Here is a 15,862-nt window from a genome sequence, read left to right as displayed (position 1 = left end):
AGTAACACAAACAAAAGCCAATGTTTACGCAATCTTTAATTGCGTAAACATTGCGCCAGCATTGCGTTACCATTGCGTTAACATTGCGTTAACCCTAATTCAGCCTAAAGGATTGCCCTCGGTTTCCTATAAAAAAAATATTTGTTAAATAATGTTAAGGACTTGAAAGGATCAAAGCCTTTATATAGCTTAGCGCCTAATTATTTTTAATTGACGTTATCGTATTATTAACTTATCTTTGCAGAATGTTTAAAATTAAACACCTATTTTTATTAAGTTTCACTGTTATTGCATTAAGCATAGCTGGGTGTAAAAGCCGTTTTGAGAAGATCAGGCTCAGCAATGACGTTGCCAAGAAATACCAGGAGGCGATGAGACTTTATAATAAAAAGGATTATTCGAAAGCATTAATCCTTTTTGAAGATTTATCACAAAAATACAGAGGAAGAACGGAAGCTGAAGAGCTTAATTACCATTATGCGCTTACCTTATATAATTTAAAAGATTATACCACTGCAAGATTTCAGTTTAAATACTTTGCAGACACCTATCCCACCAGCGCCCGCGCTGAAGAATGCAGGTATTTAGGAGCGTACTGTTATTACCTGGATTCGCCAGATTTCACACTTGACCAGGCAAACACCTATAAGGCTATTGATGCGATGCAGCTATTCATCAACTTGTATCCAAAAAGTGAAAGAGTAGAGTTAGCGAGCAAATATATTGCTGACCTTCGTGGAAAATTAGAAGATAAAGCATTTGAAAATGCGAAAATGTATTACGAACTTGGTGATTACGATTTAAGCAATTATAAATCTGCTGTAATTGCCTTGAAAAATGCACAGATAGATTTTCCAGATATTAAATATGTGGAAGAAATGAATATGCTGATTGTGAAATCTCAGTACATGTATGCGAAAGCAAGTTATGAATTTCGCCAGGAAGAAAGGTTTACCGAAGCCATTGCTTATGCAGATGAATTCATGGAGTCCCATCCAGAGAGTAAATTAACAGCAGAAGTAAAAGAATTAAAAAGCCAAAGCCAGGCGGGAATTATAAAAGCTAAAAACACATTAGCAGCCCAGGAAGAGCAATTAGCGAAATATAAAGCCACCGTTCAAAAAGAGGCAAAAAAAGACAGTACCAATAAGTTGATTATAAACCCAATAAAATAATGAATACTATTAAACCTGCTGTACCGAATACTACGGTAACGAGAAACGTAAATGATTTAGATCAAAAAACTCAGAATGTATATGAGTCTTTAGTCATTATTTCAAAAAGGGCTAATCAGATCTCAAACAACATTAAGGAAGAATTACATGGCAAATTAGCCGAGTTTGCTTCTGTAAATGACAACCTGGAAGAGATTTTTGAAAACAGAGAACAAATTGAAATCAGTAAACACTACGAGCGTATGCCAAAAGCGACTTTGATTTCAATTGATGAATTTCTTAATGACAAGATTTATTACAGAAATCCTGCAAAAGAACAAGAATAAATAAATGCATTGGCTTAACTTGCAGCATTACTTGCAATACTAAACCATGCTTAAAAATAAAAACATTATCCTTGGCGTTTGCGGCAGTATTGCTGCTTATAAAGCCGCAGTGTTAGTCAGGCTTTTTATCAAAGCTGGTGCAAACGTCAAGGTTATTCTTACAGCCGATGCGGCCAATTTCATTACCCCGCTAACCCTGGCTACCCTATCAAAAAACCCAGTATACACACAATATTTCGAAGAAGAAACCGGAGTATGGAGTAACCATGTAGAATTGGGCCTTTGGGCCGACTACCTAATTATTGCTCCTGCCAGTGCCAACACCATGTCAAAAATGGCCAATGGCTTGTGCAACAATCTCTTATCTGCAGTATACTTATCTGCAAAATGCCCTGTTATGTTTGCCCCAGCTATGGACCTCGACATGTGGAAACACCAGAGTACACAAAGTAACATTGCGAAGCTTAAAAATTACGGCAACATACTTATTGCACCAAATAATGGTGAATTAGCTAGTGGCCTTTTTGGTGAAGGCCGCATGGCAGAGCCTGAAGAAATTATTGCTTTTTTAATTGCATATATAAAAAAAGACCTTCCATTGTTAGGCAAAAAAGTTTTGGTTACCGCAGGGCCAACTTATGAAGCCATAGATCCAGTACGTTTTATTGGCAACCACTCTTCCGGGAAAATGGGCTTCGCCATTGCAGATCAGTTTGCAAAACTAGGTGCAGCTGTTACGCTTGTTAGCGGACCAACCGCAGAAAAAAGCACTCAACATTTAACCAGAATTGATGTGCAAAGTGCAGCAGAAATGCTTGACAGCTGTCGGCAGCATTTTAAAGATAGCCACATCACTATTATGAGTGCTGCAGTAGCCGATTACACACCCATAACCGTGGCCAGTCAGAAAATTAAAAAACAGGAAGGTGAGCTTTCCATCTCACTAAAAAAAACAACAGACATTTTAGCACTGCTGGGTACTCAAAAAAGGAAAGGTCAAATTTTAGTAGGTTTTGCACTTGAAACGGAGCAAGAAGAAGAACATGCCAAAGCTAAGTTATTGAAAAAAAACCTGGACCTGATTGTATTGAATTCCTTAAAAGATAAAGGTGCAGGTTTCAAAACTGATACCAATAAAATTACGATTTTTAACAAAAACTTTGATAAAAAAGAATTTGAAGTAAAATCAAAAACTGCAGTCGCAGTAGATATCAGCAATGAAATTATGAAGCTGCTCAGCAAATGAAAAAATTAGTATTGCTGCTTTTTCTTTCCGTGAGCCAATTAAATTTAAAAGCACAGGAACTGCTTGCAACGGTACAATTATTGGCACCAACGGTTACTAATTCAAATAAAAGTTCGTTGGCGGTTTTACAAAAAACCATTAGCGATTTCCTGAACAACAATAAATGGAGCAACGAAACCTATCTTCCCCCAGAAAGAATTAACTGCCATTTTATCATTACCCTAACCAGTTGGGATGGAGCGGCTACTTATACAGCGAAGGCTCAAATTCAAAGTCGCAGGCCAGTATACGCTACTTCCTACCAAAGCACCCTACTTAATTTGAGTGACCAGAATTTTGACTTCAGTTATAATGAAGGGCAAGCACTGGAGTTTTCAGACCAAAACTACCAGTCAAACCTGGCTTCGCTCCTCAGCTATTATGCTTATACTATTTTAGGCGCAGATAAAGACAGTTTCAGCAAACTAGGCGGAAGCGCTTATTATTTAAAAGCATTAAATATCCTCAATTTAGCACAAAACAATGGTCATGCAGGTTGGCGGGCTGTTGATGGTTTAAGAAACCGCTACTGGCTTAATGAAAATCTTTTAAACAAAAGTGATGAGCCATTGCGGGTATTCAGTTACTATTACCACAGAAAAGGATTAGACATAATGCAGGAAAATACAGGTAGGGCTTTAAAAGACATCCTATCCTACTTACCTGCGTTGCAACAAATGGATAAGCAGAGATTAGGTTCCGTTTTCAACAACACCTTTTTTGCCGCAAAAGCTACAGAGTTTGTAAACCTATTTAGTCAGGCAAATCCACTAGATAGGGTACAGGCCTACAACTTGCTTCTTGCAATTGATCCTGCTAATAGCAGCAAATATGATCAACTGAAAAACCGCCCCTAAATACCTCTTTACAAACTTGTAAAATAATTTTAAATATATGCAGGCTCTCGATAGCCATAGGGCCAGCAAGGAAGAGATCGATTCTATTAAGAATATTTAGAACAACTTAGTAAAAAATAACACAACGTCTTATTAGTAATTGGCTTTCTAAAACCAGTGATCCTATTTCCTGTAGCCTTTGCTAAAAAGTCAGACCTGCTACATGTTGAAGCGATCTTAATTCTTTGATTGAGTCTATCCACAGAAATGATTACGCACTAATTAGGCTAAAAACAGTGATAGCATGCAGCACTATCGAATACGGTAGAATATAAAAATTAATAAATAAAATCAGAACGTTTTTTATTCGTAAAGGATGAGCATGCATTGGCTAAGTTTTTATAATTTAGCAAAGGATATGCTACAAAAACTTTCTATACGTAACTACGCTTTGATAGATAATGTTGAAATGGAACTTGACAAGGGCCTAAACATTATCACTGGTGAAACAGGAGCTGGAAAATCGATCATGCTGGGTGCACTCTCCCTTATTTTGGGGCAGCGAGCAGAAACCAAATATTTCTTTAACCAGGAAAAGAAATGTATTATTGAAGGTGCATTTAAACTGACTGGCGATAAATTAAAGCCTTTATTTGAAGAGCACGATTTAGATTTTCAGGAAGACAGCCTATTAAGACGCGAGATTTCTATTGATGGGAAATCTCGTGCCTTTATCAATGATACGCCAGTAACGCTATCGGTGATGAAACACTTTGGTGAGCGATTGATTGACATCCATTCGCAGCATGCCACGCGAGAGCTCAACGATCCAGGTTTTCAACTTGCTGTTGTCGATGGACTAGCGAACCACGAAGAGCTCTTATCGGTTTACCGTGAAAACTTTAAGCTTTACAAAAAGTACCAGCTTAAATTGCGTGAACTGCGAAAAAATGCAGATGAAGCGCGCAATAAGCAAGATTATGAACAATTCTTGTTCAGCGAACTAGAAAATGCCAACTTAGAAATAAATGAGCAGGACACTCTGGAAATAGAATTACAGGCGTTAAACAATGCAGAAGCCATTAAGCGAAGCTTGGTTAACAGTTATCAACTGTTAAGCGAGGAAGAAACATCGGCATTGCCCTTATTGAAAGAAGCAATTGGACAATTACAAGCCATAGAAAGTTTCAACAATGCTTACGGCGACCTTGCCGAGCGACTACGTTCAGCATTAATAGAGCTAAAAGACATCAGCAATGAATTGTCGCAATTAGAAGAACAAGTGGTTTTTAATCAGGAAAGAATTGATGAAATTACCCACCGTTTGGATATTTTGTATACTTTACAGCAAAAACATAGGGTTAATAGCATTGCGGAATTAATAAATATCCGCGAAGAACTTTCTACAAACCTGAGTTTAATTTTAAGTGGTGATGAAGAAATTGAGCGCCTGCACCAGAAAACGGAAATGATAAAAGTTGAATTGGAAAAATCTGCGACCAAATTATCTGCTAACCGCAGGAAGTCGATTATAGCAACAGAACTTCAAGTTGATGAAATATTAACCAAGGCAGGAATGCCCAATGCTCAAATAAAAATAGAGCAAACCTTATTGAAAGAATTGACTAAAGACGGTAAAGACAACATCGCTTTGTTATTCTCTGCCAATAGCGGTCAACCGCCAGCCCCTGTGGCAAAAGTAGCCTCAGGAGGAGAGTTATCGAGAATTATGCTGGCCATTAAATCTATTTTAGCAAAACACAGCGATCTGCCTACATTGATTTTTGATGAAATTGACACGGGTATTTCTGGTGAAACAGCCTTGAGGGTTGGTCAGGTAATTGGCGAACTGGAAAGAAATATGCAAGTGGTCTGTATTACACATTTACCACAGATTGCAGCGAAAGGCAATGCACATTATTTTGTGTATAAAAACGAGAGTGCTGATCGCAGCACTACAGGTATTAAAAGATTAGATCGCGAAGGCCGCGTATATGTGATTGCAGAAATGCTGAGTGGTAAACCGCCAGGAAAATCTGCACTAGCCAATGCAAGAGATCTTTTAGACAAAGGACAATTAAATTAAGCTTCGTGGTTAAATACTTATCTGCTATTTTTTTGTTGCTTTTACTTTCGGTAGGCGGCTATGCACAAAATTTAACCATATCTGGAGTAGTAAAAGATAAAAGAGGAGAAACCATGCCGGGGGCCGGCGTTTATTTGAGCGGTTATAAAACTGCTACGGTAACCAATAATGATGGTAAATTTGTATTAGGTAATTTAAAAGCTGGCAATTACAATGTGTTGGTAGAAATGATGGGCTACCTGCCTTTCACCAAAAATGTCATCTTAGCTGACAAGTCTGCTAGCATTGAAATTATTTTGGATGAAAACACGATACAGCTACGCGAAGTGGTGATTAGGGTAGATCCGAACCGGCAGAAATACATCAACCTTTTCAAAGAATTCTTTATTGGAAAAACACCCAATGCAAAGAAATGCAAGTTACTAAACCCACAAGCGCTAAATATAGATTATGATGGAAATAAAGGATTACTAACCGTAAAATCTAATGAGTTTTTGGTGATTGAAAATAAAGCACTAGGCTACAGGCTAAAATACCTGCTTCAATATTTTGAATACAATTACAACAGCCATATTATATATTATTCGGGCTTACCAAATTTTGAGGATTTAAAAGGTTCAAAATCAAAAAAAAAGGAATGGATAAAAAATAGAGAAATAGCCTATTATGGCTCTGCTCAGCATTTTTTTAAATCGCTGTATCAGGGAAAAACAAAGGAAAAAGGATTTGTAATCAATAAGTTAGTGAAGCTTAAAAACACCAACAGACCAACAGACAGTTTGATCAATACTAACATTAAACGCCTGATTAAAAGACAAGGTGGGATTATTCGTTTAGGTTCTGCAGAAAGTGATTCTTTAACTTACTGGTCAAATATTAAAAAACTCCCCAAACAAATCAGTACCCTAAACCGAGGCGAAGTGCTTACCGATACATTGGTGAAGCAATATTACAAAAACTTAAAAACAGTAAATTTCGAAGATGACCTTTACGTTATTTACACTAGAGAACAGGAAACCAATGAGTATACCAATACTTCGGGTAATGCGATCAGTAGGCCATTAGACATTCCTAATCACCAGATTTCAATTGTTCACCCGCTGGAAGGTGCCGTTCATTTCTATGCTTCAGGAGGGATTTACCAACCGAAATCTTTTATTTATGAAGGATTCTGGGCTTATGAAAAAATTGCAGATTTAGTACCCATGGACTATATTAGCCTTCAACGGAAATAAACGCTATAAAATTACTAACATTTTTAGTATTTTTATAGCATGATAAGTGAGGAAGAAAACCGCGACAACTACATGAAAGGGCGTGGCGCACAATTAAATCCACATAATCATTTTCAAAAAAACGATTATGTGCAAGAGCATGTGGAAGGTATTGACGATTGGGAGGTAGAAAACAAGAAAACTACTTTCATCTATGCCCAGTCAAAAACGATTGTTAATAAACTAGATAGTCCGGATGTGGGGATGGCCTACTCTCTTAATCCCTATCAGGGTTGTGAGCATGGCTGTACTTATTGTTACGCCAGGAATGTACATGAGTATTGGGGGTTTAGTGCAGGATTAGATTTTGAACGTAAAATCATTGTCAAGAAAGATGCGCCGGCTTTGTTTAAGAAATTCCTGGAAAAGAAAAACTGGGATGCGAGTATCATTTCGCTATCGGGAAATACAGATTGTTACCAGCCCGCAGAAAGGCAATTTAAAATCACCCGTCAGCTGCTGGAAATTGCTTTGGCTTATAAACAACCTATTGGCATTATTACTAAGAATGCCTTGGTGTTGCGCGATCAGGATATTTTACAAGAGATGGCCAAACAAAACCTCTGCATGGTTTATGTTTCCATCAACAGTTTAAATGAAGAGCTGCGTGCTAAAATGGAACCTAGAACTACAACGGCGAAACAAAGATTGCATATTGTAGAAACGCTCAGTAAAGCAGGAATCCCTATGGGGGTAATGGTGGCGCCACTCATTCCAGGATTAAGCGATCATGAAGTACCAAAAATTTTGAAAACCATTGCTGATTGTGGGGCGCAAAATGCGGGTTATACCGTGGTGAGGCTGAATGGCGCCATAGGTCCTATTTTTGAAGACTGACTAAGAAAAAATTACCCAGACCGATTTGACAAGGTATGGCACATGATTCAGAGCTGCCATGGTGGCAGTGTTAGTGACAGCAGGTTTGGACAGCGGATGCGGGGCGAGGGCAATATTGCTCAAATAATCAGCGATTCTTTCAAATTGCATTGCAGGTTAAACAAGCTAAATGTTAAACCTGTTAATTTAGATTCAAGCCTATTCCATGTTCCAGGCACGCAATTGAATATGTTTTAAAAAATTTCCCCTTAACACCTTGAAGCTTAAAAAATCAATGCACTTCAAAAAAATAGGACACAAAAAAAGAGGGTGCTCACTTTTGTAAATGAACAACCTCTTTTTAGAATTTAATATAGAGAACTACAAACCTTATTCAGGACTTGCACCTTCTTCTTTTTTCTTTTTACTTGGGTTTTTGTTAACTACCTCAATTTTATCAGCTTCTTTATTGTAATCTATTTCCAAAACGGCACCCTGCTGTATCTCCCCTTTCAGGATTTCTTCTGCAATTGGATCTTCCAGGTATTTTTGGATGGCACGTTTCAAGGGCCTTGCACCAAAATTGATGTCAAATCCTTTATCAGCAATAAAATCTTTAGCTCTTTCGGTTAGTTTAACTTCATAACCTAATGCCTTAACCCTATCGAATAAAGATTTCAATTCAATATCAATGATTTTGAATATCTCATCTTTACCTAAAGTATTAAATATGACTACGTCATCAACCCTGTTTAAAAACTCAGGAGCAAAAGCACGTTTCAATGCATTTTCAATAACACCTCTGGAATGGGCATCAACTTGATTCGTTTTAGCCAATGTAGAGAAACCAACTCCTTGTCCGAAATCTTTTAACTGGCGTGCGCCAATATTAGAAGTCATAATAATGATTGTATTTCTAAAATCCACTTTTCTTCCCAGACTATCAGTCAGCTGACCTTCATCCAATACTTGCAACAAGATGTTAAAGACATCAGGGTGAGCTTTTTCAATCTCATCTAATAAGATTACGGCATAAGGTTTACGGCGAACTTTTTCGGTAAGCTGGCCACCTTCTTCATAGCCTACGTATCCTGGAGGGGCACCTACTAAACGTGAAACTGCGAATTTCTCCATGTACTCACTCATATCGATTTGAATCAAAGCATCATCGCTATCGAACATAAAACGGGCAAGCTCTTTAGCGAGTTCAGTTTTACCAACACCCGTAGGGCCCAGGAAAATAAAAGAACCGATTGGTTTTTTAGGATCTTTCAATCCAGCACGTGTACGTTGAATGGCGCGACTTAACTTCTTGATGGCTTCATCCTGACCAATAATTTTGGTTGCAATGCTTTCATACATATTCAATAGCTTTTGGCTATCGGTTTGACCAACCCTTTGCAATGGGATTCCAGTCATCATAGAAACAACTTCAGCCACGTTATCTTCAGTTACAGTGTAACGCTTGGTTTTAGTTTCAGCTTCCCATTCTGCTTTGGCACGATCCAACTCTTCTAAAAGATTCTTTTCGGTATCTCTTAATTTAGCTGCTTCTTCATATTTCTGACTTTTAACGACCTTATTTTTCTCAACTTTAATATTTTCTATTTTGGTTTCGATGTCAATGATGTTTTCAGGAACATGGATATTTGTTAAATGCACTCTTGAACCCGCTTCGTCTAAAGCATCGATGGCTTTATCAGGCAAGAACCTATCTGTAATATAGCGGGAGGTTAAAGCAACACAAGCATTAATAGCTTCATCAGTATAAGTTACCCCATGGTGATCTTCATATTTCTCTTTAATACGGTTTAAAATCTCTATGGTTTCATCAGGTGTTGCAGGTTCGATCATTACCTTTTGGAAACGACGATCTAATGCCCCGTCTTTTTCAATATACTGACGGTATTCATCTAAAGTTGTGGCACCAATACATTGAATTTCTCCCCTGGCTAAAGCAGGTTTGAACATATTAGAGGCATCCAGTGAACCAGAAGCCCCGCCTGCACCAACGATAGTATGTATCTCATCAATAAACAAAATAACATCAGTTGATTTTTCCAGCTCGTTCATCACGGCTTTCATGCGTTCTTCAAACTGACCACGGTATTTAGTTCCGGCAACCAATGAAGCCAGGTCTAAAGTAACAACGCGTTTGTTGAATAAAACCCTTGAAACTTTACGCTGTACAATTCTCAAAGCAAGACCCTCGGCAATGGCGGATTTACCAACTCCAGGCTCACCAATTAGAATTGGATTGTTCTTTTTACGACGGGACAGGATCTGAGAAACACGTTCGATTTCTTTCTCTCGGCCAACGATTGGATCTAAACGACCTTCTTCTGCGGCTTTGGTTAAATCTCTTCCGAAGTTATCTAAAACAGGGGTCTTGGATTTAATATCTGAAACTTTTTTAGGGCTGCTGAAGCTTTCTTCTTCACGGTAATCATCATCACCCGTAGAAGCACTGCTCTGCGGATCATCTCTATAACCGTTTTTATTTACTTCAACCTCTTGTTTAAAAATTTCATAATTGATGCTGTATTGCAATAATATTTGAGAAGCGATATTATCATCGTCCCTTAAAATAGACAATAACAAGTGCTCTGTACCAATAAGGTCACTCTTGAATATTTTAGCTTCCAAATAAGTGATTTTCAATACTTTCTCTGCTTGTTTAGTTAATGGGATATTACCCAGGTTAACCGTAACGCTAGAGGTTCCGCGCACCGCATCTTCGATAGAACGCCGCAATTTAGTGGTATCAACCCCTAATGATTTTAATATCTTAATGGCCATACCATCGCCTTCGCGAATCAAGCCTAATAAAAGATGTTCTGCGCCTATGTAGTCGTGTCCTAATCTCAGGGCTTCTTCCCTGCTAAACGAAATCACGTCTTTTACTTGTGGTGAAAATTTAGCTTCCATATTTACCTTTCTTAACCAGAATACCCTAAACTATAAAAATGTTTTGAATAAGGCATACCAGATATAATTTTTAATCAACAATTACGCCATATGACCCAAAAAAGTTCATAGGACTGCCGATATTTCATAAAACTTACTAAGTTCTGACTAAAATGGTGTTAGTTGATTTTATAGAGGTAATTATGTCATAAAAAAAATAAGCACTAAAGAGCTGACCTTGTTACCATACTAATTAATTAAACTTTACGCACAGTGATTAAATTTTTATCTTTGTAGCCATTTCTAGTGCAATGCACAAAGATCATCCCTTATTAAACTAATAACAACTTTTAAAAGGCTAATAATAAACATATGGCAGATGAAAAAATAATATTTTCTATGGCAGGAGTAAATAAGATTTACCCTCCACAGAAACAAGTACTAAAAAACATATATCTTTCCTTTTTCTATGGCGCTAAGATTGGAGTAATTGGGTTGAATGGATCCGGAAAATCATCTCTATTAAAAATCATTGCCGGTCTTGATAAATCTTTCCAGGGTGAAGTAGTTTTTTCTCCGGGATACACGGTAGGCTACCTGGCACAGGAACCTGAATTGGATGAGAATAAAACTGTTAGAGAGGTAGTGGAAGAAGGTGTAGCAGAGATTACGGCTATCCTCAAAGAATACGAAGAAATTAATGAAAAGTTCGGCTTGCCTGAAGTTTATGAGAATCCAGATGAAATGGAGAAACTGATGAACAAACAAGGAGAATTGCAGGATAAAATTGATGCTGTAAACGCATGGGAGCTAGACAATAAATTAGAAAGAGCAATGGATGCATTGCGCTGCCCTGAGCCAGACACAAAAATTGGGGTGCTCTCTGGTGGAGAACGTCGCAGGGTTGCCATGTGCCGCTTGTTATTGCAGGAGCCTGATGTATTACTGCTAGATGAGCCTACAAATCACCTTGATGCAGAAAGTATAGACTGGCTGGAGCAATTTTTGAAAAACTACAAGGGTACAGTCATTGCAGTAACACACGACAGGTATTTCCTTGACAATGTGGCGGGCTGGATTCTTGAGCTGGACAGAGGTGAAGGTATACCTTGGAAAGGAAATTATTCTTCCTGGCTGGAGCAAAAAGCAAAGCGTTTAGCTCAGGAAGAGAAAACGGAAAGTAAACGTCAGAAAACATTAGAAAGAGAATTGGAATGGGTGCGCATGGCACCAAAAGCCAGGCATGCCAAATCAAAAGCGCGTTTGTCAAATTATGACAAACTCGCTTCTGAAGATTCCAAGGAACGCGAAGATAAACTAGAATTGTTTATCCCGGCAGGTCCAAGATTAGGAAATGTGGTTATCGAAGCTAATAATGTGACTAAAGCATATGGCGATAAAATTCTATTTGAAAACCTAAACTTCTCTTTACCTCCGGCAGGTATTGTTGGAATTATTGGGCCAAATGGAGCGGGTAAAACAACTTTGTTCAGGTTAATTACACAGCAAGAAACTCCTGACTCAGGAGATTTCCGTGTCGGTGAAACTGTAAAGCTGGGTTATGTAGACCAGATGCACAATGACCTTGACCCTAATAAAACTGTTTATGAAAACATCACTGATGGTCTAGAAAATATTCAATTGGGTAATAAAGCCGTAAGTGGCCGTGCTTATGTATCAAAATTTAATTTTAATGGTGGCGATCAGCAAAAGAAAGTTGGCATTTTATCTGGAGGAGAAAGAAACCGGGTTCACCTGGCTATTACGCTCAAAAAAGGGGCTAATGTACTTTTACTAGATGAGCCAACCAATGATATTGATGTAAATACATTAAGAGCGTTAGAAGAAGCACTTGAAAACTTTGGTGGCTGTGCAGTAGTCATCAGTCACGATCGTTGGTTTCTTGACCGCATTTGCACCCATATTTTAGCTTTTGAAGGCGATTCACAAGTTTACTTCTTTGAAGGAAACTACAGCGACTACGAAGAGAATAGAAAAAAACGCTTGGGAGATATTACACCCCACCGTTTAAAATACAGAAAACTAGTATAAGTTTTTTTTCACCATTAACCACCAAATTGCTGGAGGTTAATGGTGAAACTTAACTGTAAATACCTGGTAATCTGATTATTCCTGCTATCAATAATAGAGTTATTTGCAAAGCTCCTCATCAGGTAATTACCTTGATTCAACAGATCATAAGCTTGTAACTTAATAATTGCCTGCTCTTTCTTTAGGAAAGATTTCTGCAAACTGAGGTTAATTAAGAATGGATTTCTTATGTTGATGGAATACCCCTTATAGATGCGTTTGGAAGCATCAAGCCCAATCGAAAATGTTGGGTTAATGTAGGACTTGGTATTCAAATTAAATTCATAAGTCTGGACATCCCTTAAATTGGTTAACGCAAGGGAATACCGATTACTGTTGTAAGTATAGTTAGCATCCGTACTTAAGGTGAAACCTTTTTGATTCATCCGCATCATTACCGATTGCATGAAATTAAAACCTTGGTTGTTGTTGAGGATACCATCAGTTAAAGAAACATAATTAGCAAAACCCATATTTCCACGAAACTCAAGGTTATATTTATTTTCCTCAAAAGGCCTCGACCAGGAATATAAAGCATCAATACTATAAGCGCCATTAGCATTTTCAAAACGTGTTTCCTGTTTCAAACTATTCAACGTATCCTGTTTTAAAATTATATTGCTTACTACCTGGTCTTGAATCAAATTAGAATTAATGCCCAACATCAAAGATCTGCCATTTTTTGGGTTGTTATTTTGAAAGTTAAAACTCGAGTTATGGTTAAAAGTAGACTTTAAGTTTGGGTTACCTACCACAATGTTCTGCAGGTTACGCGTATTGGGCACGGGCTGCAATTGAGATAAGTTTGGTGCCATGCTACTTCCGTTGTACGTAAAATTAATACTGGTAGTGTGCGATAAAACCATACTTAAATTTACAACTGGAGTAACGTTAAAACCTGCATGGTTAACACTGCTTTTTGGTTTTTCATTTTCAACAATAAGCAAGTTAGGCTGAGCAGTAATGCCAAGACTGTAACTCAGGTGCTCAGAACCATAGCGGTAACTTAAACCAATGAGGTGCGAGATAAACTTTGAGGTATAAATTGTACTTAATGAATCGACCACACGCTTGTTGAACCTATTGTTGTTAACCCTGGTCAATAAGTTATTGTCATTTTTCTCAAACTGGAAATTATAATAAATATCCATATTCTTACTTACCAAAGAATCCTTCCTGTTTCCTACCGGCTCACTAAATCTAAAGCTGGTTTCTATGTTCCTGGATTTATTCCTGGTGTCAACAAGTCGGTTCAATAAAGAGTCCTTAGCAATTCTGGGGTTATTGGTTTCATAATAACTGATATTACTCCTGAGTTCCTCATTTACATCGCTGATTCCGTTTTTCGCTATTATACCTACAGAAAGATTCCTACCCACTTTTTTAAAACGGTATGCCCAGGCTGCATTTAAATTAAAGTCTGGCACATAGGCTTTACTGCTGCTGCTATTAAGTTGATCTTGACGAATGACTCCTGTTTGCGTAGCACTTCCATTATATAAATCATTGGTATGGAGAAAGGAACCAATTACGCCTGCTTGAAAATAACTTTTTTGACCGATTGATTGCAGGTTCCAGTTTAAGTTGTGCTTGTTGCTTTTTCCAGTACGCTCGCTGCTATCAATTGTATAAATGGTACCAAGGGAATTTAAAGTTTCAATAAAATCCAACTGGGTATTTTCGTTTTTAACATTATCAAAAGAATAAGCCACACTTCCTGTAATTTCCTGACTTAATTTATCACGATAATTGATACCTGTACTAATATTTCGGTTTAAGCCAGCGGCATTGTTTGTACTGATTACATTGCCTTTAATACCGATCTGCTTTTTTTCGCGCCAAACATTTGCGTTAGTCTGAAGACCATAACGTTGGTTAGAGCCCCCATTGATAGAAGTATTTCCAAAGTTACCTTTATTGCGACCCGGTTTGGTAACCAGGTTTAGCATTTTTTGTGATTCTCCGGTTTTTACGCCTGTAAAATTGGCTTCATCACCATAATCATTAATCACCTGTACCTTGGCTATCATGTCAGCAGGTAATTGTGAAATAAATTCTTTCACATTATTAGTAAAAAAGTCTTCACCATTAATCCTCAGCTTAGTCAATATCCTGCCCATAGACAGAACTTTCCCTTCACTGTCGATAATGATACCTGGTAGTTGCTTCAATAAATCTTCCACCCTATCGGTTTCCCGGACTAAAAAAGCCGCAGCATTATACTCAATGGTATCTTTGGCTAAACGGATGGGGTTAACATTTGCCTTAATAACCACCTCTTCGAGTGTATTGGCATCAGCTTCAAGCAAGGCTTGCAGAGATATACTTCTTTGTGAATTTGAGAAGTTTATTTTCCGGCGATAGGTTAAATAACCCATTGCTTTAATGGTTAAAAATACTTGAGGCACTACTATACCTGAAAAATTGAATTTACCACGGTAATCTGAATAATCGCTTAGGGTATCTGAACCAGCGATAATTTGAATAATGGCTTCAGGAATAGGTTTATTAAGAGAATCTTTGAGCGTTCCATTCAACCTATTATAAGATTGAGAAGACGCCGAAAATACAAACACCAAATTTAGCGTTACGACAAGGAGTTGGACTTTGAATCTTTCTTGATTTACGTAAGATTTTAAAAACCTATTCATCAGCAGCCGCCCAGTTTATGAATTTAATTTACAATAGTTTTAGCAAGCCCAAACTGCTAACGCTAATATATGTCTTATGCGAACATAATAAAAATTCTTATGAGTAAAATAACTATTATTTTATTCTTACCGGCAAGCATAACGATGAACCAATGAAGGCTACTACAACTTATTCAGGCTTATCTGCAGTAAGTTCAAGTTTTGGTCCTCTTTTATAAATAACCAATCCGTTTAAAAAATTCCTTAAAATCTGGTCACCACAAGGCTTAAAATTAGGATGGTCATCACTGCGGAAGAAAGCACCAAGTTCACTTTTGGTTATTTTAAAGTTAACCAGTTCCATTATTTTAATAATGTCTTCATTATTCAATTGTAGCGCCACGCGCAATTTCTTGAAAATATCGTTGTTGCTCAT

Annotated in this window: 11 protein-coding genes; 8 read left to right on the top strand and 3 right to left on the bottom strand. The window is 37.6% G+C overall.

Features of this window, described 5'->3' with window-relative positions; all coding sequences use genetic code 11:
- Positions 1-245: 245 nt before the first annotated feature.
- From AAKU52_RS01910 to AAKU52_RS01880, 7 genes are all read left to right on the top strand, one after another.
- Positions 246-1,175 carry an outer membrane protein assembly factor BamD gene (locus tag AAKU52_RS01910; protein WP_354329621.1) on the top strand — a complete coding sequence of 310 codons (930 nt, stop codon included), beginning with the start codon at positions 246-248 and terminating at the stop codon, positions 1,173-1,175.
- Positions 1,175-1,501: a DNA-directed RNA polymerase subunit omega gene (locus AAKU52_RS01905; protein WP_354329619.1), complete on the top strand. Its 327-nt coding sequence runs from the start codon at positions 1,175-1,177 to the stop codon at positions 1,499-1,501. Before AAKU52_RS01910 ends, AAKU52_RS01905 begins: the two co-directional genes overlap by 1 nt.
- A 46-nt stretch (positions 1,502-1,547) precedes the next feature.
- Complete coding sequence (gene coaBC, locus AAKU52_RS01900) at positions 1,548-2,747, top strand: bifunctional phosphopantothenoylcysteine decarboxylase/phosphopantothenate--cysteine ligase CoaBC (RefSeq protein WP_354329617.1); 1,200 nt, start codon at positions 1,548-1,550, stop codon at positions 2,745-2,747.
- Complete coding sequence (gene porD, locus AAKU52_RS01895) at positions 2,744-3,643, top strand: type IX secretion system protein PorD (protein ID WP_354329615.1); 900 nt, start codon at positions 2,744-2,746, stop codon at positions 3,641-3,643. Before coaBC ends, porD begins: the two co-directional genes overlap by 4 nt.
- Positions 3,644-4,040: 397 nt before the next feature.
- Positions 4,041-5,708: a DNA repair protein RecN gene (gene recN, locus AAKU52_RS01890; RefSeq protein WP_354329613.1), complete on the top strand. Its 1,668-nt coding sequence runs from the start codon at positions 4,041-4,043 to the stop codon at positions 5,706-5,708.
- 5 nt (positions 5,709-5,713) lie between these two features.
- A complete protein-coding gene (locus AAKU52_RS01885; protein ID WP_354329611.1) occupies positions 5,714-6,943 on the top strand; it encodes a carboxypeptidase-like regulatory domain-containing protein in 1,230 nt (409 codons plus the stop codon).
- 39 nt (positions 6,944-6,982) lie between these two features.
- A complete protein-coding gene (locus AAKU52_RS01880; RefSeq protein WP_354329609.1) occupies positions 6,983-7,819 on the top strand; it encodes a PA0069 family radical SAM protein in 837 nt (278 codons plus the stop codon).
- Between the two features lie 369 nt (positions 7,820-8,188).
- Here the strand turns inward: AAKU52_RS01880 and AAKU52_RS01875 are convergent, their stop codons facing one another.
- Positions 8,189-10,726: an ATP-dependent Clp protease ATP-binding subunit gene (locus AAKU52_RS01875; protein WP_354329607.1), complete on the bottom strand. Its 2,538-nt coding sequence runs from the start codon at positions 10,724-10,726 to the stop codon at positions 8,189-8,191.
- A 351-nt stretch (positions 10,727-11,077) separates the two neighbouring features.
- Between AAKU52_RS01875 and ettA the strand changes: the two genes are divergently transcribed.
- Positions 11,078-12,757: an energy-dependent translational throttle protein EttA gene (gene ettA, locus AAKU52_RS01870; protein WP_354329605.1), complete on the top strand. Its 1,680-nt coding sequence runs from the start codon at positions 11,078-11,080 to the stop codon at positions 12,755-12,757.
- 14 nt (positions 12,758-12,771) lie between these two features.
- Here ettA and AAKU52_RS01865 read toward each other — a convergent pair whose 3' ends face one another.
- The gene (locus AAKU52_RS01865; protein ID WP_354329603.1) at positions 12,772-15,447 is read right to left on the bottom strand and encodes an outer membrane beta-barrel protein; all 2,676 of its coding nucleotides are present in this window, start codon (positions 15,445-15,447) and stop codon (positions 12,772-12,774) included.
- Between the two features lie 169 nt (positions 15,448-15,616).
- Positions 15,617-15,862: a DUF1456 family protein gene (locus AAKU52_RS01860; protein WP_354329601.1), complete on the bottom strand. Its 246-nt coding sequence runs from the start codon at positions 15,860-15,862 to the stop codon at positions 15,617-15,619.

The sequence above is a fragment of the Pedobacter sp. CG_S7 genome (genome assembly GCF_040544395.1).
Lineage (GTDB): Bacteria > Bacteroidota > Bacteroidia > Sphingobacteriales > Sphingobacteriaceae > Pedobacter.
This window is presented reverse-complemented; position numbering and strand designations above follow the sequence as displayed.

Bases quoted from the DNA above. Each gene is read 5' to 3' on its own strand.
- AAKU52_RS01905 (WP_354329619.1), top strand. From the start codon at position 1,175: ATGAATACTATTAAACCTGCTGTACCGAATACTACGGTAACGAGAAAC.
- AAKU52_RS01910 (WP_354329621.1), top strand. From the start codon at position 246: ATGTTTAAAATTAAACACCTATTTTTATTAAGTTTCACTGTTATTGCA.
- porD (WP_354329615.1), top strand. From the start codon at position 2,744: ATGAAAAAATTAGTATTGCTGCTTTTTCTTTCCGTGAGCCAATTAAAT.
- AAKU52_RS01860 (WP_354329601.1), bottom strand. From the start codon at position 15,862: ATGAGCAACAACGATATTTTCAAGAAATTGCGCGTGGCGCTACAATTG.
- AAKU52_RS01875 (WP_354329607.1), bottom strand. From the start codon at position 10,726: ATGGAAGCTAAATTTTCACCACAAGTAAAAGACGTGATTTCGTTTAGC.
- recN (WP_354329613.1), top strand. From the start codon at position 4,041: ATGCTACAAAAACTTTCTATACGTAACTACGCTTTGATAGATAATGTT.
- AAKU52_RS01880 (WP_354329609.1), top strand. From the start codon at position 6,983: ATGATAAGTGAGGAAGAAAACCGCGACAACTACATGAAAGGGCGTGGC.
- AAKU52_RS01865 (WP_354329603.1), bottom strand. From the start codon at position 15,447: ATGAATAGGTTTTTAAAATCTTACGTAAATCAAGAAAGATTCAAAGTC.
- ettA (WP_354329605.1), top strand. From the start codon at position 11,078: ATGGCAGATGAAAAAATAATATTTTCTATGGCAGGAGTAAATAAGATT.
- coaBC (WP_354329617.1), top strand. From the start codon at position 1,548: ATGCTTAAAAATAAAAACATTATCCTTGGCGTTTGCGGCAGTATTGCT.